At 39.4% G+C, this 25,457-nt stretch carries 21 protein-coding genes and 1 riboswitch; of the genes, 11 read left to right on the top strand and 10 right to left on the bottom strand.

Going from position 1 to position 25,457, the window contains the following annotated elements; genetic code table 11:
- Window positions 1–256: 256 nt before the first annotated feature.
- Complete coding sequence (locus QNI15_RS29285; RefSeq protein ID WP_314002044.1) at window positions 257–658, top strand: hypothetical protein; 402 nt, start codon at window positions 257–259, stop codon at window positions 656–658.
- A gap of 123 nt (window positions 659–781) precedes the next feature.
- Here QNI15_RS29285 and upp read toward each other — a convergent pair whose 3' ends face one another.
- Together upp and QNI15_RS29275 are read right to left on the bottom strand one after the other, a co-directional pair.
- Entirely contained in the window at window positions 782–1,426 is a 645-nt protein-coding gene (gene upp, locus QNI15_RS29280) for a uracil phosphoribosyltransferase (protein ID WP_313986310.1), read from the bottom strand.
- A 245-nt stretch (window positions 1,427–1,671) separates the two neighbouring features.
- Window positions 1,672–1,917 carry a hypothetical protein gene (locus tag QNI15_RS29275; RefSeq protein ID WP_313986308.1) on the bottom strand — a complete coding sequence of 82 codons (246 nt, stop codon included), beginning with the start codon at window positions 1,915–1,917 and terminating at the stop codon, window positions 1,672–1,674.
- A gap of 255 nt (window positions 1,918–2,172) precedes the next feature.
- On the opposite strand from QNI15_RS29275, the gene QNI15_RS29270 reads away from it, so the two are divergent.
- The gene (locus QNI15_RS29270) at window positions 2,173–2,787 is read left to right on the top strand and encodes an RNA polymerase sigma factor (RefSeq protein ID WP_313986306.1); all 615 of its coding nucleotides are present in this window, start codon (window positions 2,173–2,175) and stop codon (window positions 2,785–2,787) included.
- Window positions 2,774–3,559: a tetratricopeptide repeat protein gene (locus QNI15_RS29265; RefSeq protein WP_314035206.1), complete on the top strand. Its 786-nt coding sequence runs from the start codon at window positions 2,774–2,776 to the stop codon at window positions 3,557–3,559. Before QNI15_RS29270 ends, QNI15_RS29265 begins: the two co-directional genes overlap by 14 nt.
- Window positions 3,560–3,620: 61 nt before the next feature.
- On the opposite strand, the gene QNI15_RS29260 is transcribed toward QNI15_RS29265, so the two are convergent.
- Window positions 3,621–4,526, bottom strand: coding sequence for a Ppx/GppA phosphatase family protein (locus QNI15_RS29260; protein ID WP_314002040.1), 906 nt, complete (start codon window positions 4,524–4,526; stop codon window positions 3,621–3,623).
- A gap of 209 nt (window positions 4,527–4,735) precedes the next feature.
- Window positions 4,736–4,893, top strand: a riboswitch (SAM riboswitch).
- A gap of 76 nt (window positions 4,894–4,969) precedes the next feature.
- On the opposite strand from QNI15_RS29260, the gene QNI15_RS29255 reads away from it, so the two are divergent.
- Window positions 4,970–6,016: a patatin-like phospholipase family protein gene (locus QNI15_RS29255; protein ID WP_314002038.1), complete on the top strand. Its 1,047-nt coding sequence runs from the start codon at window positions 4,970–4,972 to the stop codon at window positions 6,014–6,016.
- A gap of 62 nt (window positions 6,017–6,078) precedes the next feature.
- A complete protein-coding gene (gene metH, locus QNI15_RS29250; protein ID WP_314035205.1) occupies window positions 6,079–9,837 on the top strand; it encodes a methionine synthase in 3,759 nt (1,252 codons plus the stop codon).
- Window positions 9,838–10,014: 177 nt separating this feature from the next.
- Here metH and QNI15_RS29245 read toward each other — a convergent pair whose 3' ends face one another.
- On the bottom strand, window positions 10,015–12,960 hold the full coding sequence (locus tag QNI15_RS29245) for a glycosyltransferase family 117 protein (protein ID WP_314002034.1): 2,946 nt from the start codon (window positions 12,958–12,960) through the stop codon (window positions 10,015–10,017).
- Window positions 12,961–13,136: 176 nt separating this feature from the next.
- Here QNI15_RS29245 and QNI15_RS29240 point away from each other — a divergent pair, with 176 nt between their 5' ends.
- Both QNI15_RS29240 and QNI15_RS29235 read left to right on the top strand, forming a co-directional pair.
- Window positions 13,137–14,135 (top strand): DMT family transporter, encoded by a 999-nt coding sequence (locus QNI15_RS29240; protein ID WP_314002032.1) that lies wholly within the window; start codon window positions 13,137–13,139, stop codon window positions 14,133–14,135.
- 13 nt (window positions 14,136–14,148) lie between these two features.
- Entirely contained in the window at window positions 14,149–14,601 is a 453-nt protein-coding gene (locus QNI15_RS29235; protein ID WP_314002030.1) for an HAD family hydrolase, read from the top strand.
- 55 nt (window positions 14,602–14,656) lie between these two features.
- Here QNI15_RS29235 and QNI15_RS29230 read toward each other — a convergent pair whose 3' ends face one another.
- From QNI15_RS29230 to rplS, 3 genes are all read right to left on the bottom strand, one after another.
- Complete coding sequence (locus QNI15_RS29230) at window positions 14,657–15,349, bottom strand: DUF3592 domain-containing protein (RefSeq protein ID WP_314002028.1); 693 nt, start codon at window positions 15,347–15,349, stop codon at window positions 14,657–14,659.
- A gap of 137 nt (window positions 15,350–15,486) precedes the next feature.
- Complete coding sequence (gene dapF / locus QNI15_RS29225) at window positions 15,487–16,272, bottom strand: diaminopimelate epimerase (RefSeq protein WP_314035204.1); 786 nt, start codon at window positions 16,270–16,272, stop codon at window positions 15,487–15,489.
- A 246-nt stretch (window positions 16,273–16,518) separates the two neighbouring features.
- Window positions 16,519–16,890: a 50S ribosomal protein L19 gene (gene rplS / locus QNI15_RS29220; protein ID WP_313986287.1), complete on the bottom strand. Its 372-nt coding sequence runs from the start codon at window positions 16,888–16,890 to the stop codon at window positions 16,519–16,521.
- Between the two features lie 268 nt (window positions 16,891–17,158).
- Here rplS and QNI15_RS29215 point away from each other — a divergent pair, with 268 nt between their 5' ends.
- Together QNI15_RS29215 and map are read left to right on the top strand one after the other, a co-directional pair.
- The gene (locus QNI15_RS29215; RefSeq protein ID WP_314035203.1) at window positions 17,159–18,664 is read left to right on the top strand and encodes a glycine--tRNA ligase; all 1,506 of its coding nucleotides are present in this window, start codon (window positions 17,159–17,161) and stop codon (window positions 18,662–18,664) included.
- A 309-nt stretch (window positions 18,665–18,973) separates the two neighbouring features.
- The gene (gene map / locus QNI15_RS29210; RefSeq protein WP_314002022.1) at window positions 18,974–19,738 is read left to right on the top strand and encodes a type I methionyl aminopeptidase; all 765 of its coding nucleotides are present in this window, start codon (window positions 18,974–18,976) and stop codon (window positions 19,736–19,738) included.
- Window positions 19,739–20,279: 541 nt separating this feature from the next.
- Here the strand turns inward: map and QNI15_RS29205 are convergent.
- Window positions 20,280–21,323, bottom strand: coding sequence for an LLM class flavin-dependent oxidoreductase (locus QNI15_RS29205; protein WP_314002020.1), 1,044 nt, complete (start codon window positions 21,321–21,323; stop codon window positions 20,280–20,282).
- A 130-nt stretch (window positions 21,324–21,453) separates the two neighbouring features.
- Between QNI15_RS29205 and QNI15_RS29200 the strand changes: the two genes are divergently transcribed.
- Together QNI15_RS29200 and QNI15_RS29195 are read left to right on the top strand one after the other, a co-directional pair.
- A complete protein-coding gene (locus QNI15_RS29200) occupies window positions 21,454–22,389 on the top strand; it encodes a serine hydrolase (RefSeq protein WP_314002018.1) in 936 nt (311 codons plus the stop codon).
- A 427-nt stretch (window positions 22,390–22,816) separates the two neighbouring features.
- Complete coding sequence (locus QNI15_RS29195) at window positions 22,817–23,308, top strand: hypothetical protein (protein ID WP_314035202.1); 492 nt, start codon at window positions 22,817–22,819, stop codon at window positions 23,306–23,308.
- A 118-nt stretch (window positions 23,309–23,426) separates the two neighbouring features.
- Here QNI15_RS29195 and trpS read toward each other — a convergent pair whose 3' ends face one another.
- Window positions 23,427–24,398 carry a tryptophan--tRNA ligase gene (trpS, locus tag QNI15_RS29190; protein ID WP_313986275.1) on the bottom strand — a complete coding sequence of 324 codons (972 nt, stop codon included), beginning with the start codon at window positions 24,396–24,398 and terminating at the stop codon, window positions 23,427–23,429.
- 77 nt (window positions 24,399–24,475) lie between these two features.
- The gene (locus tag QNI15_RS29185) at window positions 24,476–25,405 is read right to left on the bottom strand and encodes a DMT family transporter (protein ID WP_314002014.1); all 930 of its coding nucleotides are present in this window, start codon (window positions 25,403–25,405) and stop codon (window positions 24,476–24,478) included.
- Window positions 25,406–25,457: the final 52 nt, after the last annotated feature.

Genomic DNA, 25,457 nt, shown 5'->3' with positions numbered 1-25,457 from the left:
CAATGCAAACGCGATTTGCGCTTCAGTAAACTTGCTTTTTTTCATGGCGATTTTCTTTATGTGTAAACTAAGTAAAATCACCGATTTTTTCTACTTCCCTACGGTCCATTTTTATGGGAGGAGGTCACTCATACCATTTCAGACGAAATGAGAATGCATGTATCTATGTGGTATTATGTATGCTAAATTTTTATCTTTTGATTAAACCTTGTTAACTGAAACCACTCTAAAAGATATCATTTAATAAAATACAACTATGAAAACACGTTCACTTCTTATGAAATCTTTGATTACAGGTTTTTTACTAATCACATTGTTTTTCTTTACCAATGAACTAAAGGCGCAAACAACTCCTGTAAATAAGGACAAGATTGAAGACAAAATAGATCGGGCAGAAGATGTAGCAGATAGGAAAGAAAACAGAGCTGACCGACGTGAGAATCGTGCAGATCGTAGAGAAGACAAAAGGGATAAAAGAGAAGACGTGCGCGATGCCAAACATAATGGAGGTAAACTTGACAAATTAGAAGATAAAGTAGACAAAGCAGAGGATCGCAAAGATCGTAGAGAAGACGTACGAGATAGAGCAGAAAATAGAAGAGATCGCAGAGAAAATGTACGTGATAGAAAAGAAGATCGGAAAGACGGTAAAAACTAAGCGTTTGTTTAGTTGTAGTTGCCAGTGAAAGGAACCGCAATCTGAGTAACTGACAGTAGCAAAAGTCCATGATTGTTAATCATGGACTTTTCTTATTTCAGGAATGCACAAATTTATACCATTTTACATTTTCTCACCAAAAGCCAGATCACCAGCATCTCCCAGTCCAGGTACAATATAATATTTGTGATTTAGGCTTTCATCCAGTGCTCCAATCCAGAACTTTGCTTCAGGAAAGTACTGTTGCACATAATTTACACCTTCAGGAGTAGCAATAGCAGAAACCAGATGCAATGAGGCAGGCTTTCCAAATGTACGTAATGAAGTCAGTGTCCGGATAACAGATTTACCAGTTGCAAGCATAGGGTCTATCAAAATCAACACTTTTCCTTCAAGATCAGGCATAGCAGTATACTGCATTTCAATATCGAATGAGTAGTCATCATTGGGTTTTCCACGGTATGCTCCTATGAATGCACTTTCTGCTCTATCAAATACATTGACAAACCCCTGATACATGGGCAATCCAGCCCGAAGGATAGTTCCCAGAACCGGTTGCTGTTCTAGTAGCAATGTTTCAGACACTCCCAGAGGTGTTTGAATCTGAGCGGTTTCATAGGTCAGCGATTTAGATACTTCATATGCCAGCATCTCTCCCAATCTTTCCATATTGCGCCGAAAACGCATTCTGTCTTTTTGAATATCAATATCCCGAAGTTCAGCAATAAAGTGATTAGCAATGGAAGGGGTCTCTGACAATACAAACATGAGTAGTAGATTATATATAGTGCAAAATATTCAGTTGGATATACTTGCTATACAATATCCATGGCTTTTACCTCAACTAGCGAAACTATCTATACTCTGAAATAAGAGGCTTGTGAACAACAGGTAAAAGGCGGATAAAGCTATCTTGCCGAAATATAACCATAAAAAAAATGCAAGGTCAATGACTTTGCATTTTTTTGATCAAGCATGAAGAAATCTATTTGTCTTGTCAGATCTATAACACCTTATCTAGTAGAACAAGGCCGATCTGCACGAATATTTCTATGTGGATGAGAAGATGGCTGATGTATCCATTGTAATAAAGTCCTACGCATTGAGAAGAGTAAAAACGCTGTCCAGGATAAGATTCCCAAAAGTGCAATTACCCATGTATCTTCAATCATCACAAGACGAATCATAATACCCCAGAAACACACCAATAGAATAATCAAAAATACACGGACTCTACCTGAATTATTTTTTGCTTTCATAGTTATTTTACCAATACTTCAAAATCCTTCTCACTACTTTAGTCTTTCCCATCATACTCCATTGGTAAAATAATCCCTCCAAATTGTAACCAACAAAGTCAAAATAGACTTAAAAAAACTTCAGATACAAAAACCAGTAGGCTTTAATGAGGGTATAGCCTAAAAAGTAAACAGGATTACATAAATTTCTTAATTTTTTTTCAAAATTTGGGTTACATTTAACTAAGGACTATTTACAAACTTATACCCGACACAATGAAAATCGGTAAACGATATTCGGATGAGGAAATTATACAGCTAGTCAAGTTCGGAAGAAATCTTGAGCAACCTATTAGTTATTTATATACGGAGCACTTTGAGAATTTAACTAACTTCATTAGAAAGAATAAAGGAAGTCAGCAAGATGCCGAAGATATTTTTCAGGAAACGATCATCACCTTTGTTGATCTTGTAGAACGTGAAAAATTCAGAGGAGAGTCAAGTATTAAGACTTTTCTATATGCCATTGCCCGCAATATATGGCTTAATGAACTTAAAAAAAGAGACCGTATGTTTATCCGTGATACAGAATCATACGAACCCCAATCTAAAGAGTCAGAAGATTTACAGGAAGCACTGATCAAAAATGAGTCTAAGCAGAAGGTATTGGAATTAATAGAGCAGCTAGGTGAAACATGTAAAAAGATTTTAGTCTACTACTATTACGAAAACCTTTCTATGAAAGAAATCTACGAACGTATGCATTACGAAAGTGAACAAGTAGTTCGTAATCAGAAGTACAAGTGCATGAAGAAGCTAATCGATTGGATTGATACGAATCCGGGTATGAAAAACACTGTTAAAGAACTACTGGCATATGGAACTGAATAACACACAACAAGAACGCTGGGAATACATAGATGCATACCTGCGTAATGAACTCAATACTGAGGAGAAAGCCAATTTTGAAGACCAACTCTCAACCAATTCTTCTTTACAGGAAGAAGTAACATCAATACGTACAGCCAGCACGTTGATTCGCAGCTATGGACAACGTGAAGAATTAAAAGAGATCCATAAGAAAATGGTAAGCTTACAAAAAAGGAATCAGGATACCTCTACACAAAATATACGCTTTTATTTACGAATAGCAGCTATTATTGTGTTTCTTATCGTTGCCTGGTCAGCTATTGGTTTTATGTCACTGAATCCTAATAGCCTGTATAGTGATGATTTTAGCAGTTTTACCTCTGATGCAGTTCGTGGTGAAGCAGGTCCCAAACATCCCAAAACAGAATACCTGATTCATACAGAATATGTGAATGCCAACTATGTTCGTGTAGTAGAATTATATAAAGGCAGCAAAGAAAAAAGCCTTATGGAGACTTTTCTTGCAGGCAATGCATACCTTGCTCTAAATCAAGCCTCTACAGCAATCTATTGTTTTAAGCAGGTTCTATATCTATCTGCAAAAGAAAACACGTATGGTTATTACCAGGAAGCGGAATATTATCTGGCATGGTCTTACTTAAGAAACAATCAACTTGATGATGCCATCAAGCTCTTTGACAAGATTCGTCGCAGTGAGTTCCATGTACACAATGGCGATGTAGATTCATGGTTCTATTGGAAACTAAAACTTCTCCAATGGAAAAGACGATAAGAGCTTATTATCAAAAGAGTAAAAGCCCGTTTGTTGATTTTACAAACGAGCTTTTACTCTTTTATACCCTTACTTTTTTTACCTTCTCATAGAGGCCTTGTATAATCCCATCAATCAGACCTATTTCAGGCACTTTGATCAGATCAGCATTGGCACACTGCATTACATATAAATATATTTCTGCTGCAGGTACAATCACATCCGCCCGATCAGGGTTCAAACGTAGTTTGTTGATCCGATCTTCTACAGAATGTCGCATTACAAAATCATGAATGGTTTCAATATCGTCCCGACTTACCATTCCACTTACGCTCTGTTGTGTGAACTGATAAAGCTTAGCCATCTCATAAATTTTGCTGATATTCCCTCCCGTTCCTACAGCATAGACAGAATCTGAAAGCCCTGTAAGTTCTTCTTCTAGCCATTCTTTCATAGACTTCCATTGGCGCGCAGCTTTTTTAGGCTCTTCGAGTAATCGTACCGAGCCAATTTTAAAAGACCGAGCTGCAATTTTTTTCTGATTTACATATACATTCAATTCAGTACTCCCTCCTCCTACATCAATGTGCACATAAGTAGCTGCATCCAATTCACGTACTACTACATTGTTAACCAGCTCAGCCTCCTGATTCCCTGTGATAACTTGAATACGCATATTCAGTTTTTCTTGTATCCGCTTCACAATATCTGGTCCGTTTTCTGCTTCACGCATAGCCGATGTAGCACAAAGACGAAACTGGTCTACTTCATGCAATTCAAACAACAACTTACAGGCATGTATAAACTTGGTCAGATTTGCTTCACGCTGAGGACCAATTACGCCAGAATGAAAAACATCCTTTCCCAATTGGAGTGGAAACCGGATGTACTCTACCTGTTTAAAAGATACTTTATCTCCATCATGTAATACCAGACTAATTTGCATACGGGCAGCATTTGACCCTATATCAATGGCACCTAATTTCATAAGTAAAAAATCTGAAGAATGTTTAAGATTTAACAATATGTATCCACACTATTCTTTGCCATCTATCAAAACAAAAATAACACCTTTGTTTTAGATACATTCCCATAGATAGTTCTTATTCCTGTGTATACTATGAATTATTTTATGAAACTGAATCACTATGTATCTATTTTTTATCTTCCTTTTAATTATATACCTTTGTACACAAATGCTTATCCAGAAAGACGGAGGGAATGGACCCAATGATGTCTTGGCAACCGTTTTTCGTTTCAGATATCTTACTACTACCAGAATTGCATCTCTGAAACGTAAAAAAAGGTGCTACTTTCCACCCCAGAACAAACTATTTTCTGGGGAAAGATAAGGAAGAAGCCTCATTTGCAACCCATCAAATGATCCTCCTCTCTGGAACCGCATACGTATAGGCTCTAAAAACAACTGGAATGAGATATCTCTTTTTCCTATTCTTTGCATATTATGCAACTGGTCAATGCTTTGGCCAGGCCACAGCCGTTTATCGAAATCTGGTAATGGAAGGAGGCGGTATTCGGGGTATAGCCTATAGTGGTGCTATTCAGGAACTGGAACGGAGGGGTATGCTGGATTCTGTTATCCGGGTAGGTGGCACATCAGCGGGAGCTATACAGGCCGCACTTCTGGCTGTAGGATATTCGGCAGATGAAATCAAACAACTAATTTATGCCATGCCTGTAAAAAAAATGAACGATGGCCGTTTCGTATTCATAGGTGGTAGCAACAGACTTGTTAAATATTATGGCTGGTACAGGGGTGAAAAGTTTACAAAATGGCTGGAAGAACAACTAAAGGCCAAAACAGGACTTGACAATATTACACTGGGCCAACTGCATACTATGGCAGGCCCAAACGGTATGAGGGATTTATATGTCACAGGCACCAATCTTACCCAACAAAAGGTCGAAGTGTTGTCATACGAAACCTATCCAGCCATGAAAGTATCAGATGCAGTTCGTATTTCTATGTCGATACCTCTGTATTTTAAAGCCATGTTTATAGATTCTCTTGGTAATACTATAGCAAAACCTGCGCCTGGTCAGAAGGTAAATGTAATGGTAGATGGAGGTATTTTAGCTAATTATCCTATTGACCTTTTTGACCAGAACAAGTATTTATACAGGCCACAACCTGAACTTTCTTCAGATACCTATGTATTCAATCCGGAAACACTTGGTTTGCGTCTGGATAGAGAAGAGCAAATAACCTATGACACTCAACAGAAAGGGCTCGCACCCTATGAGATTTACAACTTTAAGAGTTATATGTCTGCCTTTTACACTATTGTCAGTGAAAATCTGAATCGTAACAAACTCAAAACAGAAGACTGGCGTCGGACAATCAGTATCAATACCCTTAACTTCGGACCCAAAATTAAACACCTTTCTAAAGCAGAAAAAGAACAACTAATGGAAAGTGGCAGGTTCGGAACAATTGGATTCCTGCATAAGAAATAATTTTCATCTACTATACTAAGAATATATACCATACATCGACATTAACACATAGCTATACCTACATGACTGACATTCGCGATATTCTCAAGCAACGTATCCTGATACTTGATGGAGCCATGGGAACCATGATTCAACGATATCATCTGACAGAAGAAGACTACAGAGGAGAACGCTTTAAGGATTTCCCCCATGATTTGAAAGGTAACAATGACTTGTTATCTATTACACAACCAGCAATCATTAAGGAAATCCATACCAAATATCTGGAAGCAGGTGCAGATATCATTGAAACCAATACCTTTTCAGGTACTTCTATCGCGATGGCAGACTACCATATGGAAGATCTGGTATATGAATTGAACTATGAGTCAGCGAAGGTAGCAAAAGAAGCGGTAATAGAATTTAATGCAAAATACCCTGAAAAGCCTCGCTTTGTAGCAGGTGCTATGGGCCCAACTAACCGTACTGCATCTTTATCGCCAGATGTTAACAATCCTGGTTATCGTGCCATTACGTTTGATCAACTGGTTGACGCTTATTATGAGCAGGTACGCGGACTTGTTGATGGTGGAGCGGATATACTATTGGTAGAAACCATTTTTGATACGCTTAATGCCAAAGCGGCTTTATTTGCCATTGATTTATTCTTTGTCAATAACAAAGACAAGCAGCCTTTGCCTATCATGGTTTCCGGAACCATCACAGATGCCTCCGGACGTACCCTATCCGGACAGACAACGGAAGCATTCTTAACCTCTGTATCACATCTGCCATTGCTTTCAGTAGGACTTAATTGTGCACTAGGTGCAGACTTAATGCGTCCGTATGTCCAAACACTGGCAAAGGAATCTCCTTTCTTTACCTCTGCATATCCTAATGCCGGACTACCAAACGAATTTGGCGAATATGATCAATCTCCGGATGAGATGGCAGCCATTGTAGAAGGGTTTCTGTCAGATAGCTTTGTCAATATAATAGGTGGGTGTTGTGGTACTACACCTGATCATATTCAGGCTATTGCAAAAGTAGCAGCCAACTATCAACCACGTCCTCTACCCCAGTTTGACAAGACAATGAAATTGTCAGGTCTGGAACCATTACGGGTAACTAAAGAAACTAATTTCATCAATGTTGGGGAACGAACCAATGTAACAGGATCGAAAGCATTTGCACGACTTATTAAAACAGGGGATTATGAAGCAGCCCTGAGTGTAGCACGTCAGCAGGTAGAAGGTGGAGCCCAGGTCATAGATATTAACATGGACGAAGGGATGCTTGATTCCGTAGAGGTGATGACTACATTTCTGAATCTGATAGCAGCAGAACCTGATATCTCCCGTGTCCCAATCATGATAGACTCTTCCAAATGGGAAGTTATTGAAGCCGGATTGAAATGTGTACAGGGTAAGGCAATTGTAAATTCTATCTCCCTAAAAGAAGGGGAAGAAAAATTCAAAGACTATGCACATAAGATACTGCGTTATGGTGCAGCAACTGTGGTAATGGCTTTTGATGAACAGGGGCAGGCAGACTCATACGAACGCAGAATTCAGATTTGTGAAAGAGCATACAACATTCTGGTAAAAGAAGTAGGCTTCCCACCTGAAGATATCATCTTCGACCCTAACATCCTGACAGTTGCAACAGGGATTGAAGAACACAACAACTATGCAGTTGATTTCTTTAATGCAACCAAATGGATAAAAGAAAACCTTCCTTATGCAAAAGTATCAGGTGGGGTATCCAATATATCATTTAGTTTCCGGGGTAATGACCATGTACGTGAAGCTATGCACTCTGCTTTTCTGTATCATGGAATCAAGGCTGGAATGGATATGGGTATTGTCAATGCAGGTCAGTTGGCAGTTTATGATGATATACCCAAAGATTTACTGGAACTAGTAGAAGATGTGTTGCTTAACCGTCGTCCGGACGGAACTGAGAGATTAATTGCTTTTGCTGAAACAGTAAAGGCGCAAGGCAAGGAAAAAGTCGAAGATCTGGCCTGGAGAAACGGAACAGTTGGCGAACGTCTTGCACATAGTCTTGTAAAAGGTATTGTAGATTATATCGATCAGGATGTAGAAGAGGCCCGTCAGCAAGTAGATCGTCCATTAAAAGTTATTGAGGGGCCATTGATGGATGGGATGAATGTGGTTGGAGATCTGTTTGGTGCAGGAAAAATGTTTCTTCCTCAGGTGGTAAAATCGGCTCGGGTAATGAAAAAAGCAGTAGCTTATCTGCTACCATTTATCGAAGCAGAAAAAAGCGGTGGTGGAAGTTCTTCGGCAGGTAAAATCTTGCTGGCAACAGTTAAAGGAGATGTGCATGATATCGGAAAGAATATCGTAGGTGTGGTGTTAGGTTGTAATAACTACGAAATCGTTGACCTTGGTGTAATGGTACCTACAGACAAAATTCTGGAAGCAGCTCGTAGAGAAAATGCTGACATTATTGGTTTGAGTGGCTTGATTACGCCAAGTCTGGATGAGATGGTAGGCGTTGCAAAAGAAATGGAACGCCAAGGATTTACCATTCCATTACTGATTGGTGGTGCAACAACTTCACGTATCCATACTGCAGTCAAAATTGATCCTCATTACTCCGGTCCGGTTATCCATGTGCTGGATGCGAGTCGCTCGGTACCAGTTGCCGGAAAGCTAGTACAAAACGAACAAACCCGTGAAGAAATATTTCAGGAGATAAAAGGCGAATATGCCAAACTTCGTTCAGACCATGCGAATCGTCAGAAAGACAAGAACTACGTTTCTATTGAAAAAGCACGTGAGAATAGACTGAAAATTGATTGGGAAGCCTCCCCGATGTATCAGCCTAAGTTCCTGGGCAATCGTTACTTTGAAGATTATGACCTTGCTGAAATAGCTAAATACATCGACTGGACTCCATTCTTCCAGACATGGCAGCTACAAGGTAAGTATCCAAAGATATTTGAAAACCCGGTTGTAGGAGAAGAAGCAAAACGTCTTTATGAAGATGCTCAACAGATGCTTCAAAAAATCATAACAGATAAATCCCTGAAAGCAAAAGCTGTTGTAGGTTTCTATCCGGCAAATGCGGTTGGCGATGATGTAGTTCTCTATGACTATCAAGAAGAAGTAGTAGAAGTGCCTTGTGAAAAACATGGCTCTCATAAACATGTAAAATATGTAGTAAAAGATGCTCAGGTTCGGAAGCAGGAGGCTGTCACAAACAAACTTCACTTTATTCGCCAACAAGGACAAAAAGCGGCCAATGTTCCGAATATATGTCTCTCAGACTTTATTGCACCTCTTGAAACAGGTAAGACAGATTACATTGGTGCCTTTGCAGTTACGGCGGGTATTGGTATTGAGTCTCTTTTAGAACAATACGAAAAAGATCATGATGATTATAACTCTATTATGATCAAGGCATTGGCAGATCGTCTCGCCGAAGCATTTGCAGAACTCATGCATGAACGTGTCCGCCGGGAATTCTGGGGATATGCAACCAATGAGAAACTAAGCAATGAAGATCTGATTTCGGAAGAATACCAGGGTATTCGTCCAGCCCCTGGCTATCCAGCCTGCCCGGATCATACAGAAAAACGCACCTTGTTTGATCTGCTGGACGCAGAACAACAGATTGGAATTACATTAACAGAAAGCTTTGCTATGTATCCGGCCAGTTCTGTAAGTGGATGGTATTTCTCTCATGAACAAGCAAAATATTTTCCAGTTGGCAAGATGGCTAAGGATCAATTGGAAGATTATGCTCAACGTAAGAATATGACCATAGAAGAAGCAGAAAAATGGTTGGCGCCTAATTTGAATTATGATTAATTAATTCTGCGATTCATAAACTACAAATTCATTTATTCAAAGGCTTGTTTTCCTGCTATATTCAGGATGCAAGCCTTTTGTTTTACTTAAATCTGATTGACTATCATTTTCCAACAGTGGCAAATAAAAAATCCCCTGAGAGATCAGGGGATTTTTTATCATCTATAATCTTGTATTTTATTGTCCACCGAAAGCAGGAGCATACCGATTCAATACTTTTTCATAAGCATCCGCTTCTTTTTTACCAGCTTCTTTCAAGGCATTGGCAACCTGACTCAGAATGTACATACTCAACCGGGAATCATCATTCTGTGGATCGTTCTGCATATAGTAATCCAGATTTTTTACAGCACGATCACCCATAATCTTCGCTACCTCCATACCCTTTTTCTCATCTCCTGTTTTTAACAGTACAGAAACCAAAGGTGTAGTGTATAAATCGTATGGGATAGTCTGATCTGGTAATACCTTCAAGCAGAATAATGCAACCTCACGAGCCTTATCATTTTTACCTTCCATCATTAATTGCTCTGCCAGTTCAAGGAATGCACGACGAGGAACAATAGTAGGCAGTGCCCGATAGTTTGCATCATAATATACTTTAGGGTTGTCCGTATTACGCCAGAAGGTCTTTTTCATCATGTTGTCAAACATAATGTCAGAGTTTACATAGCCATCACGTGCTCCCTGTACCCTAACAGGTAATAAACGCATAGCATATCCTTCCTGCTGCATATACTCACGCAGTCCCAGGTAACTGGATTGAGATAATGTTGTATTAAAGTAAATAGGACGCTCCCAGTTATTATTGGTAATCATATCAAGCATAATCAGGTCTGGTTTTAACAGATCACCACGATTCACACTCCATACCATCTCAGATTTGATAGAATCCTGCAATTCAGTTTTCACAATGCCCATACTACGCACTTTGTTTACATCTACAGGCAATACCAGTGTTTTGGAAGGCAGGATAGTCAGCTTTTCACTACCATATGCATACTGGATAGCAGGGTTTTCATCCTTTACCAGTTGCATATATTGTTTCAGATTTATACCACCTTTCACAGCTTCATTTTCTATTACTGGAATCTGTTCATTTTTTCCTTTATAGTTCTTCTCTTCCAGAGAGATAGGTAATGCCTCAGACTCATATACCTTACGTTTCATTTGGCTGATATACCATTCTGTTCCCAGCAAACTTAGGTTACACACCCGTACATCCGTACGGAAACCTTCTACATCCTGCACATACCATAGAGGGAAGGTATCATTATCTCCACCTGTAAACAAGATTGCATTTGGAGCGCAGGAATTCAGTAAATTCTTTGCCCAATCTACCTGCATATAGCGACCCGAACGGTCATGATCATCATATCCCTGTTGAAGCATAATTCCTGGTACAATCAGAGAAACAGCCGTAGTAGCAAAAGCAACTGTAGTGGAATTTTTCAGGTACTTAAGTAGTGCATCACCAAGAGCAATTACTCCCAGTCCGATCCATATAGTAAAGGCATAAAACGACCCTACATAAATATAATCCCGCTCACGAGGTTCAACAGGAGGTGAGTTCAGATACAGTACCAACGCTATTCCAGTAAGGAAATACAAAATAAAGGTTGCACCAAAACCTTCCTTGTCACGATTAAATTGAAAGACCAATCCAATAGCACCTAAAATCAGTGGCAATGCCCAAAAATTGTTTCGGGCTCTGTTATGCTCTACTTCAGTAGGAACTGCTTTTCCTGCCATTACAGGTGTTAATGTACCCGCTCCTTCAATGTCACTTTCCCGGCCAATAAAGTTCCAGCCGAAATAGCGGAAATACATATATCCGATCTGGTAAGTGAATAGAAACTTAATGTTATCAGCAAAGGTAGGGCGTTCATCCGGACGTAGCCCTAATTTCTGACGATATAATTGAGGGTGGTTGTCCTGACGGCTAAACAAACGAGGGAATAACATCTGTCCACGATCTTCATACACATACTCAATCTTATAATCATAGATTTCGTATTTGTCTTTGCCTTTCAGATATACAGGACTAGTACGTTTTGTGTCTACCAATTGAGTAATGAAAGTAGGTCCGAAGAATAAAGGACGATCACCATACTGTTCACGTTTCAGGTATTTTACGAACTCAATTACGTTACTTGGATCATTTTCATTGATTGGCGGATTAAAATTTGACCGAACCAATGCCAGCATGTAACAGGAATATCCGACGATGATAAACGTAAATGAAAGAATAGCCGTATTCCACAGTACTTTCTGGTGCTTCTGAGTATAATAGATACCAAAAACCAAGGCCCCAACAAACAAAAGAACAAAGAAGATAATACCTGAATTAAATGGTAATCCTAAACTGTTAACAAAGAAGATCTCAATACTTCCTGCCAGACTTGGTAATCCAGGGATAACTCCCAGCATGATAAATAGAATCACAGCACCACTGATTGCCAAAGCAGCCAGCAGACCCATCACACTGAACTTATAATTTTTATGGTAGTAGACTAATCCAAGAGCAGGTAAGGCAACAAGGTTTAGTAAGTGAACACCTGTAGAAAGACCAATCATGTAAGCTGTAAAGATAAGCCAGCGATTAGCTGCTGCCTCATCTTCTATTAACTCCCATTTCAGAATAGCCCAGAAAACAAATGCTGTAAAGAAAGAAGACATCGCATATACTTCTGCTTCTACAGCAGACCACCAGGCGGAGTCACAAAACGTATAAGCCAACGCTCCTACAACACCAGCTCCCATTAAAAGGAAAGTTTCACCAAATACGAGTTGCTCTGCGGACTTTTTGAAAACTTTACGACCTAATAACGTAATAGTCCAGAATAAAAACAAAGAAGCTCCGGCACTGGTCAATACTGACTGCATATTAATCCAGAATGCAACTTTAGTTACATCAGATCCAGCCAGCAAGGCAAATGCCCTGTTAACCATCAAAAATATAGGTGCTCCGGGAGGGTGAGGAACCTGCAGTTTGTATGATGCAGCAATGAACTCGCCACAATCCCAGAAACTAGCCGTAGGCTCAACGGTGAGAGTGTACACAACAGCCGCAATGAGAAACACTACCCAGCCAGTAATGTCATTAATTCGCTTAAAACTCATGAAGTACAAGATTAATGGTTATTCGGTTTGTGCAACGAAGCACATGATAAAACAAATATTTTTGTTATAAACAACACTTTGTAGCAAGGGGCGAAAATAGTAAAAAAATATTGGAACTTTGGAAATAATCCTTTTGTAACCTAATTATCAAATTTATTCATTGAAATACTTTTTCCTTGACAACTAAATCAGCGTCTGTTACTACCTCTATCAACCCCTTACTGGGCATTATTGCTGTCTTTTTTTCAGCTCTGCTTTTTTCAGCGAAGGCAGTCATGATCAAACTGGCATTTCGCTATCCTGTAGATCCGGTTTCTCTGCTATGTCTGCGTATGGTATTTTCATTGCCTTTCTTTGTAGGAGTTGCATTGTATGTGAACCGGAAAACATGGCTCCCTAAACTACCTTTGCTAGGGAGAGAATTAGGAGGCGTAACGGAAAAAACCAATTTAGCTGAGAATGCAGAATCTGAAAGTCAATCCAGGCTCACATTTACAGACTATGGAAAGCTAGCTGGCTTGGGTATACTTGGATATTATGCTGCCAGTATTCTGGATTTCTGGGGATTACAATACGTCAGCGCAGGTCTGGAAAGGCTTATTTTATTTGTATACCCTACGTTGGTTGTTGTGATTTCCTGGTCAGTATTCAAAAAACCAATAGGCCGTACTGAGGTGTTTGCATTAGTCCTTACGTATGCCGGCATGCTGGTTGTGTTTTCAGGCCAATCCTTTCTTAAGCAAACTAATATATGGATGGGTGCCTTTCTGATCTTCGGAAGTGCACTAACGTATGCTATTTATCTAGTAGGTAGTGGTCGCATGATCCCACGCTTTGGTGCCGTTCGATTCAATGCTTATGCCATGATAGTATCCTCTTTTGCAGTGATTCTACACTATCTGATCTCTTATCCGGAATCGTTATGGCATTTTCCGGCACAGGTTTATTATTACGGAATGGCCCTGGCTATATTTTCGACAGTTATCCCTACCTTTCTGGTAACAGCAGGAATAAAGATTATTGGCGCAGGTAGAGCTGCCATTGTAGCCAGCATAGGTCCGGTTTCTACTATTGTTTTGGGTTATTTCTTTTTAAATGAAACGGTGGAATTACGAGAAGGGATCGGCACTGTTCTGGTTTTGGCAGGAGTATTGCTGGTAAGTACAAAAAAATAACAAAGCCATTTGTATGCGCATCGCCTTTGATCTGGATGACACCTTACTCTGTTCCAGGTACCGATTTCCGACAGAGTTGCCTACAAGATCTTTTTTTGCCAGAGTTATATCGTATGAACAACTGAGAGAAGGAACCAAAGAACTCTTTGAGTTTTGTAAAACTCAAGGCTGGCAAACCTGGATATATACAACCTCCTATCGCACTCCAAGTTATATTCGTCGGATTTTCTGGCTTTACGGTATTCGATTGGATGGAGTTATTAACCAATCCATACATGAAAGAAAAGTTTCAGTTCGTAGCTCCAAATATCCACCTACGTTTGGAATAGATATCCTGATTGATGATAGTAAAGGTGTCGAAATAGAAGGACAAAAATATTCTTTCAAGGTTTGTTGTATCAAAGTGGGCGAAGAAAAATGGATTGAAAAAATAAAGAGGTTTTTAGTAGAGAACCAATATAATTAAAATACCCTATTCCCTCTGCTGGAATAGGGTATTTTAATTATAACTCAATAAACGATTAGGCTTCCTGTGGAAGAAAAGAAAGATCTACATAATGTCGCTTTTTAGGATTTTTGGGATCTATCAATACTTTTAACTGTGTCTGAGAAATATAGGGAGCAGGATCAAACCAGATATTCTTACTTTGAAATACATAAACCTTATTAGATAAAGTATCTACCCATTGACAGTAGATGACAAAAGGATTTCGTCCATTAATTGTCAGATTAGTATTCAGTGATATAGAACTGAATTGCGCCTGAACGGACTCGCCATGTTGTTGTAACCATTCTGTATTTACTTTTTGCTTGTAAATGGAGAAACCAACTGCTCCTCCTATTGTAGAGAACACCAGCCCAAGTCCTCCCAGAATCAGTGTAACACCCCACATCGAAAAGAAGTCAGGCAGCATAATATCAGTTGGATTCTCAGGATTATAGTACACTTTCACCGTTTCGCCAATGGAATAAGCAGCAGGATTAGAACCGGTGTTTCCAGCCACGTTAAAAACACTTCCGGTCTGAGTGCTAAACTGAACCATCGGATAATAGGTACCTCCTCCATCGCTATCTCTGTGATAATTCAACTGAGTAACGATGCCTTCTGATGTTTCTGAGTTTGCGATGAAATTTCGGGAATGGATAAGACTAAATACAGAACCAATTACTAGTGCCACACCGACACCTCCAAAGATATAGACGAATAGTTTCATAAATTAAGAGTTTGTCCATTAGTAACCGTTTAAGCTGAATGTAAACAATGACCACTCTTAACGAAAAACGGGTTAACTTCTTCACCAGGGAAAGAAATCAACCCGTTTACAACAATCAATACTGTTATAGAATTATATCATATTTCAATCATACCCTCAAACACCTTCTCTGCAGGACCTATCAGATAAATATCTGTAAACTCCTGCTCTCCTACCTGGTTAAAGGCCACCTGTAGGTCTCCTCCTTTTGTGCGAATCTGCACAGGACTTTTTAACTGATGAAAGTTGGCTGCCAGTGCACAGGCTGTCACACCCGTACCACAGGAATAGGTTTCATCTTCCACACCTCGTTCGTAGGTACGTACAAACAGACTATTGTCTGGCAGAAATTCTACAAAATTTACATTTGTGCCTCCTTTGGGTCCAAAATAATCATTATAACGAATAGCGCGTCCTTGTTTTACAACTTCCTCATGGGTCATAGATTGAACCTGTTCCATAAAGGTGACGTAGTGAGGAGAACCCGTATTCAGGAAATCATATCCGGCTTCACGTTGTACATAGCGAACATCATTCATCTTCAAATACACCAGATTATCCTTCACAGATGCTTCATGCAATCCATCCACAGCCTCGAAGGTAGTTGTCTCTTTAAAGATCCCTAATGCATGTGCAAATCGTACCAGACAACGCCCTCCATTGCCACACATACTACTTGTATTTCCATCGGAATTGAAGTACACCATTCGGAAATCATACTCCGGATGGTTCTGCAATAACATCAACCCATCTGCTCCTATACCAAAACGACGATCACACAATTTGGCAACGAGTTCCTGACTTATTGGAAAGGTTTGTTTGCGGTCATCAATGATCACAAAGTCGTTTCCTGTCCCCTGATATTTATAAAAATGAAGCAACATAAAATCTGAAAAAAAATTTTGTATGCAAAGGTGCAAAATATTCCTGTAGACTAAAAATAAGCCGCTTTTACCCGAAAATCTGTATCCGGTAAAATATGCATAATCAGTTTACTTCCTACAGAACTACCTGACTATGAGGCATATAAACAAAAAAACCGTCCATCAGACGGCTTCTTTGCTACTACAACTATGAAAACTATGCAAAAAACTTAGGTGAAATTTCCCAAATATACAAATATTTTTTTTCTATGCTTGCCCCACTACGGTTTTTTTCTCTTTAATACGAGCCGCTTTACCTTGCTTACCACGCAGGTAGAACAGACGTGCCCGACGCACTTTACCTTGACGAACCAGTTCGATCTTCTCAATACTTGGAGATAAAATTGGGAAAATACGCTCAACACCGATACCATTAGAAACTTTTCTTACAGTAAAAGTTTCACCAGTAGTACTAGCATTGCGACGCTGAATCACAGTACCTTGAAATTGCTGAATACGCTCTTTGTTACCTTCACGGATTTTTACGTGAACGTTTATTGTATCCCCAGCTTTAAACTCAGGAAAATTAGCCTTGCGTCCTGTATATTCAGCCTCGATAGATTTAATAATCTCACTCATGACAAACAGTATATAAATATGTGAATAAAAACCTCCCTCCAAAAAAGGACTGCAAATTTAGGAAGGTTTTATCGATGCTCAAAATAATTCTGCAAAATAATTTCGCTGAACTGGGTTATGAATACTCTAAAATACAATAAAATGCCTGAAACACAAATATTGCTACTTTATTATTAGAATATGTTGTCGCAAAGTCTATAAATTTGCGCCCTATGTTTTCTTGGCAAAAAATACAATTGGTTTCGTAAACTACTAATTTTTTACATACATGCAAAAACCGCAAGCACAATCTACTACGGAAAGTACATTGCAAAAAATTATTTCACATGCCAAAGAGTATGGTTTTGTGTTTCCATCCAGTGAAATTTACGATGGTCTGGCTGCTGTATATGACTATGGTCAATACGGTGTGGAGTTGAAAAACAACCTGAAAGCGTTGTGGTGGAAAGCCATGACTCAGCTAAACGAGAATATTGTAGGGGTAGATGCGGCTATCTTTATGCATCCATTAACCTGGAAAGCATCTGGCCACGTGGATGGATTCAGTGATCCAATGATTGATAACAAGGACAGCAAAAAACGCTATCGGGCAGATGTGCTGATTGAAGATAAGGCAGCCGAATATGAAAAAGCAGGTGATGAAACCCGTGGACAAGACTTGCGTAATCGCCTGGCTCGTTTGCTGGAAGCAAATGATCTGGAAGGTGTACGTAATCTGATTCTGGAAGAAAAAATCGTTTGTCCAGTCTCTGGAACAGCCAATTGGACAGATGTGCGTCAGTTTAACCTGATGTTTTCTACTCAGATGGGTGCTGTGGCAGAAGATGCAGACACTATATACCTGCGTCCGGAAACTGCTCAGGGTATCTTTGTAAACTTCCTGAATGTGCAGAAAACCGGCCGGATGAAAATTCCATTTGGTATCGCTCAGATTGGTAAAGCTTTCAGAAACGAAGTAGTAGCACGCCAGTTCATTTTCCGGATGCGTGAATTTGAACAAATGGAGATGCAGTTCTTTGTACGTCCCGGAACACAACAGCAATGGTACGAATACTGGAAAGAAACCCGTCGCAAATGGCATGAAGCATTAGGCTTGCCAGCTGCAAAGTTAAAGTGGCATGTTCATGAAAAATTAGCCTTTTATGCAGATGCTGCCGTTGATATTGAGTATGAATTCCCATTTGGTTTCAAAGAAATTGAAGGTATTCATTCTCGTACCAATCATGATTTGAGCAAACATCAGGAGTATTCGAAAAAGAAACAACAGTACTTTGATAATGATCTGGATGAAAATGGTAAGCCATATGGAAACTACATTCCTTATGTAGTGGAAACTTCTGTAGGCGCAGACCGTCTATTCCTGGCAGTATTGAGCAATGCCTATACAGAAGACGAAGGTGTAGATGCAGAGGGTAATCCGAAAACCCGTATCTTCTTGAAGTTACATCCAGCTATTGCACCTGTCAAGGCAGCTATCTTCCCATTAATGAGAAAAGATGGTCTACCTGAAAAAGCCAAAGCAATTCTGGATGATCTGCGTTATGACTTTAATGTCATTTATGAAGAACGTGATGCCATCGGAAAGCGTTACACTCGCCAAGATTTGATTGGTACCCCATTCTGTATTGCAGTTGACTACCAGACAATGGAAGATGATACAGTAACAATCCGCTATCGTGATACTACAGAACAAAAACGCGTTCATATCCGCGAGCTGCGTTCCATCATAGGTGAAGAAGTTTCCTTCAAACGTGTATTGGAGAAACTTAGCTAACTCTTAATCCTCCTTATAAAAAAGACCTAATCCATCCAGATTAGGTCTTTTTTATGGAAAGCACACAGGAGAAATACCTTGTCTACTGCCCCCTATACTGTTCAAACTTTTTTTGCCTTTTAGACAAAACAGCATAAACTATAAATAGCTTTTGAACTGAATCTAGTTCATTTTTGGTTTTGAACAGAATAGTGGTCGTTTTTAATTTTGACCGTTATTCTGTTCATCTTCTGCTTTGAGCAGTATACTAGTCAAATCAGACACTCATAATCTTTTCGTCTTTCTTTTTTTCAACAAACGTCCAGCCATATGTCAATATCCAATGAGAGTGAATTAGCCGGAATGCAAAAAATCAGTGAAGTGGTAGGTATAACCCTTCGCAAAATGCGGGAATATGCCCGGCCAGGCATGTCAACCAAAGAACTGGACGAGTATGGCGGTTCGCTTCTTTCGCACTATAATGCCCGATCCGCACCCAATCTTGCCTATGGATTTCCAGGTTGGACGTGTATTAGCGTTAATAATGAAGTAGCTCACGGGATTCCGTCAGAGAAAACTATATTGCAGGAAGGAGATCTGGTAAATATTGATGTATCTGCGGAATTGAATGGGTATTGGTCAGATAACGGAGGATCGTTTGTACTGGGACAAGATATTCACAATCACAATAATCTGGTAGAAGCCTCTCGCAAGATTTTATACAAGGCGATTCAACACATTCGGGGAGGGATTAAGATAGCAGATATCGGAAATCTAATTGAAAAAGAAGCCCGTATGTCAGGGTATAGAGTTATTCGGAATCTGGCGGGTCACGGTATTGGACGGAGCCTGCACGAAGAACCTAGTGATATTGTATGTTATTATGACCGGTTTAATAAAACCCGTTTCAAAAAAAATTCGGTAGTGGCTATTGAAACATTCATTTCAACAAGAGCCTCCCATGCCTATGATAAAGGTGACGGCTGGACGCTGGTCACAAAAGATAAAAGTTTTGTAGCACAACATGAACATACCATTTTGGTAACAGATGGAAAACCTATCATTTTAACGGAAGCAAACCACATCTGGAACTGACCTGTATTCCCTAGTACTAGAAATGTGCTTAGGAGAGTAACAGGTATCGGATTTATAACAAAAACATCCTTGCGTTTGATTCACGACAGCCGATTGTTTGCGGTGAATTCCGATCACTTTCTCTTCTTGCGGTGAATTCCGATCAAATTTTGTTTTTGCGGTGAACTATGCGCAAGAAGAAAAAGTGATCGGAGTTCCAGTCAAAAAAATTTTGTCGTGAGTTATGCGCAAAACAAAAAATGATCGGAACTCCGGTCAAACTCAAAAATGCCGTGAGTTCTGATCAAAACCTTCTTTCATGGCGGGGCAACTGAGACAAACCAAAACAAGAGCCTTGCTGTGAATTATGCGCAAAATAAAAGTAATCGGAACTCCAGTTACAATTAAAACTCATTGGAGTTATATGCAAATTGATCACTGATAAGTTGACCAGCCTTGTCTTCTTCAAAAAAGTTTTTGCATAGAACCACGTTCAGCTATCGGCAGCATAAAAGGAGTAGCTTAAAGAAGTCATACCTTCATAGACTATCTGATATATTTTCTAAGAAGAGAAACATTCAGCCTTTTCAGCATAAGGAGTGAGTTCAAAGGCTTCTGCCAGTAACTCATAGGAGCGAATCCGGTCAGCGAAATCATAGGTAATGGTTGCAGCAACGATTTCATCTATCTGATAATCTACGGCTAACTGCTCAATTTGTTGTTTTACCTGCTCAGGCGTTCCCGCAATCATCCGAGCTCTGTTAAACTGAATACGTGACAGTTCAGCCTGTGTATACTGAATATTCTTCACCTCATCATAGGTACTTAATCCGGATCGTATACCTTTCTCTATACTCAGAAAACGCCAATCCATAACAGCCTGTAATTCTCTGGCCTTTTTTTCTGTATCTGCACAAAGCACAAATATTCCTACAGTGGCGTATGGTTGTGCAAACTGATCTGAGGGACGAAAACTTTCTCGATAAGTCTTTACTGCCTGAGGTCCACCAACTGGATTAATAAACTGTGCAAAAGACAATGCCATACCAAAATGTGCAGCAACCAATCCACTATGTCCACTGGAAGTAAGCATCCACAAATGGGGTACAGTATCTGCGATAGGAATAGCCCTGATATGTGCCTGTACAGAAGCCCGATCTGGAGAATCTGTCAGAAAACCCTGTAAATCTACAATCTGTTGGATAAAATCCTGTTCGCTAAATGTATTAGAGGGGTTAAGTAAACTGGATGTAATACGATCTCCACCAGGAGCTCTACCCAATCCCAGGTCGATACGTCCGGGAAACAATGTTTCCAGCATCCGAAAGTTTTCGGCTACTTTTAGTGAACTGTGATTAGGAAGCATAATACCTCCAGAGCCTAAACGTATGTGTTTTGTCTCTCCTGCCAGATGAGCAATCAATACTTCTGGTGTAGATCCTGCCAAACTGGTAATATTATGATGCTCAGACACCCAATAGCGGGTATATCCTAACCTATCAGCCAAACGAGCTAATTCTATGGTTTCTTTGATAGCCTGTGATGCAGTGCCACCAGCTCTGACAGGTGACTGATCCAGTACACTTAGTTTAATCTTTTGTCCCATGTCTCCTCAACACTTCATACGTTAAAATAGTTGAGTCTTCTACTTACGTGTCGCCATATGTATTTCAGATTCATTTTTAGGTACAGCCAGATGTAGCTATATTTGGATACATCCCTTTTAAACAACCATTATGAAATCCAAAATTATTTTATTGTCCTTTTTTCTTAGCCTCTGTTTACCTATTTGCCTGTTGGCGCAAACTAACAAGCCAAAGAATGACCCTATTTTACAAAAGAAATTATCCGATGCAGTAAAGGACTTCAAAGGAACAGTAGGAATATATGTTCGAAATCTGAAGACTGGTCAGACAGCCTATCTGAATGCAGATAGCATTTTCCCTACAGCCAGTATGATCAAAGTGCCGATTACCATTGGCATCATGGATAAAATCGAAAAAGGAGAACTTCACTACCATGACAAACTTGTATATAAAGATTCGCTACTATATGCAGGAGAAGATATTTTGGGGTCATTCAAAGACAGTTCTGTCATTACCTTAAGCAAAGTAATAATGCTGATGATTACGACTAGTGACAATACAGCCAGTTTATGGTGTCAGTCCTTGGCAGGAACAGGAACTGCTATCAATAAAATACTTGAAGACTATGGATTTCGACACACCCGCGTAAACTCCCGAACACCAGGCAGAGAAAACGCACGAAAAATTTATGGCTGGGGACAAACAACACCAAGAGAGATGGCCGATTTATTTGTCAGCATTCGGGAAGGCAAACTCATTAGTCCGGCAGCCAGTGAACGTATCTATCGTAATCTGACTCGAATTTATTGGGACGAAGAAGCACTTTCAGAAATTCCACCTTATGTACAGGTAGCCTCAAAACAAGGGGCAGTCAATGAATCCCGCTCAGAGGTTGTGTTGGTTAATGGCCCTTCCGGTGATTATGTCTTTTGTATAATCACCAAAAATCTACAGGATACAAGCTGGAAATACACTAACGCAGGATATGTACTAATACGAAATATATCCCGCCTATTATGGAACTACTTTGAACCTACCTCAGACTGGAAACCAGCTTCTGGTTTAGAAAAATATTATGCAGATTAAATCCTCCTGTTTTTTGCAGCCTATATGAGAAAAGTTACTCTTATATGGGCTGCCATTATTTTTAAACCGTTTTCTACTCTCTCTGGTCCTACCATCCATCTAATTATTCCCTCCTTCTATCCTTTTTTCAAACCACTTACCCTAAAATCTTTAATGGATAGGGTTACGGCTGCATCATATAGCCATAAATATTCAAAACAGGTTGAAAATTGAATCTGAACTCTGAAGCAAAATATAAGCAATGTGTCCGAAAATGAACAAGTAATCTTGAAACCGGACAGAAGCGAAAAAGCAAGGAAATCGAAAAACCTTGAAATTGAGCTAAAAACGAAGATTCTTATGAATTGGCACAGAGATTGGAAAATATCTACTACCGAAAGCAACTATGAAAACTTTAAAATACTCTTTTAAAAATTATTTTACAACTATGAAAACTGAAACTAGTATCTCTTTAAATTCAAACACTACTATCTCAACTACAACTAACAATTTAACAACTACAATTATGAAAACTCAGGTAACTAACAATCGTCTTCGTTTCGCTATCCGTAAAGCTGTCTTAACATTGGTTGCAGCCGTTGCAGTAGCAGCTACTCAGGTAACTTTTGGTGCTACAGGTCCAGAACCAGCAGCAGCCGGATCATTGCAGTCAACAGTGTTCCAGTTACCAAACTCGCTGAAATTTAAAACAATCATAGCAGCGAATAATAACAACAAAGTGTTTATTACTATTCTGAATGCTAAAAACGAGACTATTTACACAGAAGTAACGAAAAACAATTCTAGCTATATCCGGACATTTGATTTCAGCACATTAGCAGATGGAGAGTATACATTCCAGATTTCTAATGGTAAAGAAACTCAAAGCAAAACATTCAAGATCGAGACTACTACAGCTCGTGTAGTAAATCTTAACTAAGATATCAAAAATAAAGGTTTATAAGTGATTTATTAACAGGAAAGTTTGATTGGTTCCTACAAAACAGCTGTCATGGGCATCCACGACAGCTGTTTCATTTTCAACAGGGTTCAGTATTTTATATAAACCCTAATACCTTTCGTACTTTATCCAATGTATGGGCAGCAATTTCCTTAGCCTTCTCTTCTCCCTTTTGAAGTTCTTTTTCCAGTTCGGGTAAATTCTCCATGTAATAGGCAAATTTACGACGTGGCTCTTCAAAAACAGACAACATCACAGCATGCAGTTCCTGTTTGGCATGCCCATAGCCAAAGTTTCCAGCCAGATATTTTTGTCGTAAGGCTTCAGTTTGTTCTGATGAAGCAATCAGCGAATACAGTTTAAATACGATATCTGTATCCGGATTCTTAGGTTCTTCTAATGGGGTGCTATCTGTCTTGATTGTCTTTATCACCTTCAACAATTCTTTCTCTGGCAGAAAAATATCAATATAGTTATTATAGGATTTACTCATTTTCTGTCCATCGACACCTGGAATCACCATTACATCCTCACTAATCTTTGCTTCAGGTACAACAAATACTTCTCCATGCTGGTAGTTAAATGTATTTGCAATATTTCGGGTAATTTCAAGATGTTGTTGCTGATCTTTTCCAACAGGAACATAATTGGCATCATACAATAAGATATCTGCTGCCTGTAAAATTGGATAGGTAAACAATCCAACATTGGCACTTGCCTCAGATCTACCTGATTTTTCTTCAAATGCACCTGTATACATCCAATTCATAGGCGTATAGCAATTCAGAAACCATGCTAACTCGGTATGAGCAGGTACTCTTGATTGTCTCCACAAAACATTTTTCTCAGTATCAAATCCACACGCGAGCCATGCGGCAGCAATGGCATATGTATATTCTTTTCGTTTTTCTCCGTCTTTTAGCGAAGTCAGCGAATGCAAATCAGCAATAAAGAAAAATGATTCATTTTCTGGTTGGCTGGAAAGCTTGATTGCAGGAGCAATAGCACCCAGAATGTTTCCCAGATGAGGGCGACCAGAAGATTGAATGCCTGTAAGAATGCGAGACATAAAATAGAAAGATATATAATTACCAGGATGCAAAATGCGGCACAAAAATGATATTATTTTCTCGTTATCCCAACGACTCAGACATTTTGCCTTAGATTCTTTGCCTGAAAACTTTTCAGTAACGGATAAATTAATACTGCCAGTAAGATGATAGCGGTACCAGCATAAAATCCAGGGGTCATTCGTTCCTTTTCTCCAAAGATTAATACTGCCAGAACAATTCCATATACAGGTTCCAGGTTAATAGTCAGATTAATCGCAAATGGGGTAAATTTACGTAACAAGCTCACACCCATTGAATACGCATACACTGTACACACCCAGGCAAGTAGTACAATCCATAACCAGTCCCATGCTACAGGAATCAGATTGATGGGTTCTCCCTTATAGAAAAATACAGAAAAAAGAGGCAGTAAGACTGATGCACTCAAACAAGCACCCATCATTTCATAAAAAGTAACTACCTGAGCATCATATATATGAGCAAATCTGGAATTAATCACAGAAAATAAAGCAGCCAGCATAGCAGAAATTACTGCCATCCCTAATCCCAATGCATGAGTAAACTCAAAACGAAAAACCACATACAAGCCTGCTATGGCAATTATTCCTAGACCTATTTCCAGCAATCTAACTTTACGACGTTGTACTAGTGGTTCCAATAAACTAGTCCACAACGATCCAGTTGCCATGCCAGCCAGACATACCGACACATTAGCCACTCTTGCTGCAGCAAAAAATAAAATCCAGTGAAGGGCAATTACAGATCCTGTCAGAAAGAACTGAATAGTGACAGATGTCCCTACATTCAGCTCTTTCTTTCTGTAGAAGCAAATAATTCCTAACAAAATAGAAGCCAGCAATGTGCGATACACAACCAACTCCACAGCAGGAATTGTTATCAATCGGCCAAGAATAGCAGTAAATCCCCAGATAATGACCAGAAAATGTAACTGCAGATAGTCCTGTAGTGATGGAGTTGCAGATGTACCAGTGGATTCTTGCATAAATTATCTATTGTGAAAAAGATTTTACTACAAAAGTATGGTTAAAAACAAA

It is taken from the genome of Xanthocytophaga flava, from assembly GCF_030068545.1.
Taxonomy (GTDB): domain Bacteria; phylum Bacteroidota; class Bacteroidia; order Cytophagales; family 172606-1; genus Xanthocytophaga; species Xanthocytophaga flava.
Note: the sequence above shows the minus strand (reverse complement) of the source record. Positions and strands in the feature narration are given on the sequence as shown.

Bases quoted from the DNA above. Each gene is read 5' to 3' on its own strand.
- QNI15_RS29285 (WP_314002044.1), top strand. From the start codon at position 257: ATGAAAACACGTTCACTTCTTATGAAATCTTTGATTACAGGTTTTTTA.
- upp (WP_313986310.1), bottom strand. From the start codon at position 1,426: ATGTTTGTATTGTCAGAGACCCCTTCCATTGCTAATCACTTTATTGCT.
- QNI15_RS29275 (WP_313986308.1), bottom strand. From the start codon at position 1,917: ATGAAAGCAAAAAATAATTCAGGTAGAGTCCGTGTATTTTTGATTATT.
- QNI15_RS29270 (WP_313986306.1), top strand. From the start codon at position 2,173: ATGAAAATCGGTAAACGATATTCGGATGAGGAAATTATACAGCTAGTC.
- QNI15_RS29265 (WP_314035206.1), top strand. From the start codon at position 2,774: ATGGAACTGAATAACACACAACAAGAACGCTGGGAATACATAGATGCA.
- QNI15_RS29260 (WP_314002040.1), bottom strand. From the start codon at position 4,526: ATGAAATTAGGTGCCATTGATATAGGGTCAAATGCTGCCCGTATGCAA.
- QNI15_RS29255 (WP_314002038.1), top strand. From the start codon at position 4,970: ATGAGATATCTCTTTTTCCTATTCTTTGCATATTATGCAACTGGTCAA.
- metH (WP_314035205.1), top strand. From the start codon at position 6,079: ATGACTGACATTCGCGATATTCTCAAGCAACGTATCCTGATACTTGAT.
- QNI15_RS29245 (WP_314002034.1), bottom strand. From the start codon at position 12,960: ATGAGTTTTAAGCGAATTAATGACATTACTGGCTGGGTAGTGTTTCTC.
- QNI15_RS29235 (WP_314002030.1), top strand. From the start codon at position 14,149: ATGCGCATCGCCTTTGATCTGGATGACACCTTACTCTGTTCCAGGTAC.
- QNI15_RS29230 (WP_314002028.1), bottom strand. From the start codon at position 15,349: ATGAAACTATTCGTCTATATCTTTGGAGGTGTCGGTGTGGCACTAGTA.
- dapF (WP_314035204.1), bottom strand. From the start codon at position 16,272: ATGTTGCTTCATTTTTATAAATATCAGGGGACAGGAAACGACTTTGTG.
- rplS (WP_313986287.1), bottom strand. From the start codon at position 16,890: ATGAGTGAGATTATTAAATCTATCGAGGCTGAATATACAGGACGCAAG.
- QNI15_RS29215 (WP_314035203.1), top strand. From the start codon at position 17,159: ATGCAAAAACCGCAAGCACAATCTACTACGGAAAGTACATTGCAAAAA.
- map (WP_314002022.1), top strand. From the start codon at position 18,974: ATGTCAATATCCAATGAGAGTGAATTAGCCGGAATGCAAAAAATCAGT.
- QNI15_RS29205 (WP_314002020.1), bottom strand. From the start codon at position 21,323: ATGGGACAAAAGATTAAACTAAGTGTACTGGATCAGTCACCTGTCAGA.
- QNI15_RS29200 (WP_314002018.1), top strand. From the start codon at position 21,454: ATGAAATCCAAAATTATTTTATTGTCCTTTTTTCTTAGCCTCTGTTTA.
- QNI15_RS29195 (WP_314035202.1), top strand. From the start codon at position 22,817: ATGAAAACTGAAACTAGTATCTCTTTAAATTCAAACACTACTATCTCA.
- trpS (WP_313986275.1), bottom strand. From the start codon at position 24,398: ATGTCTCGCATTCTTACAGGCATTCAATCTTCTGGTCGCCCTCATCTG.
- QNI15_RS29185 (WP_314002014.1), bottom strand. From the start codon at position 25,405: ATGCAAGAATCCACTGGTACATCTGCAACTCCATCACTACAGGACTAT.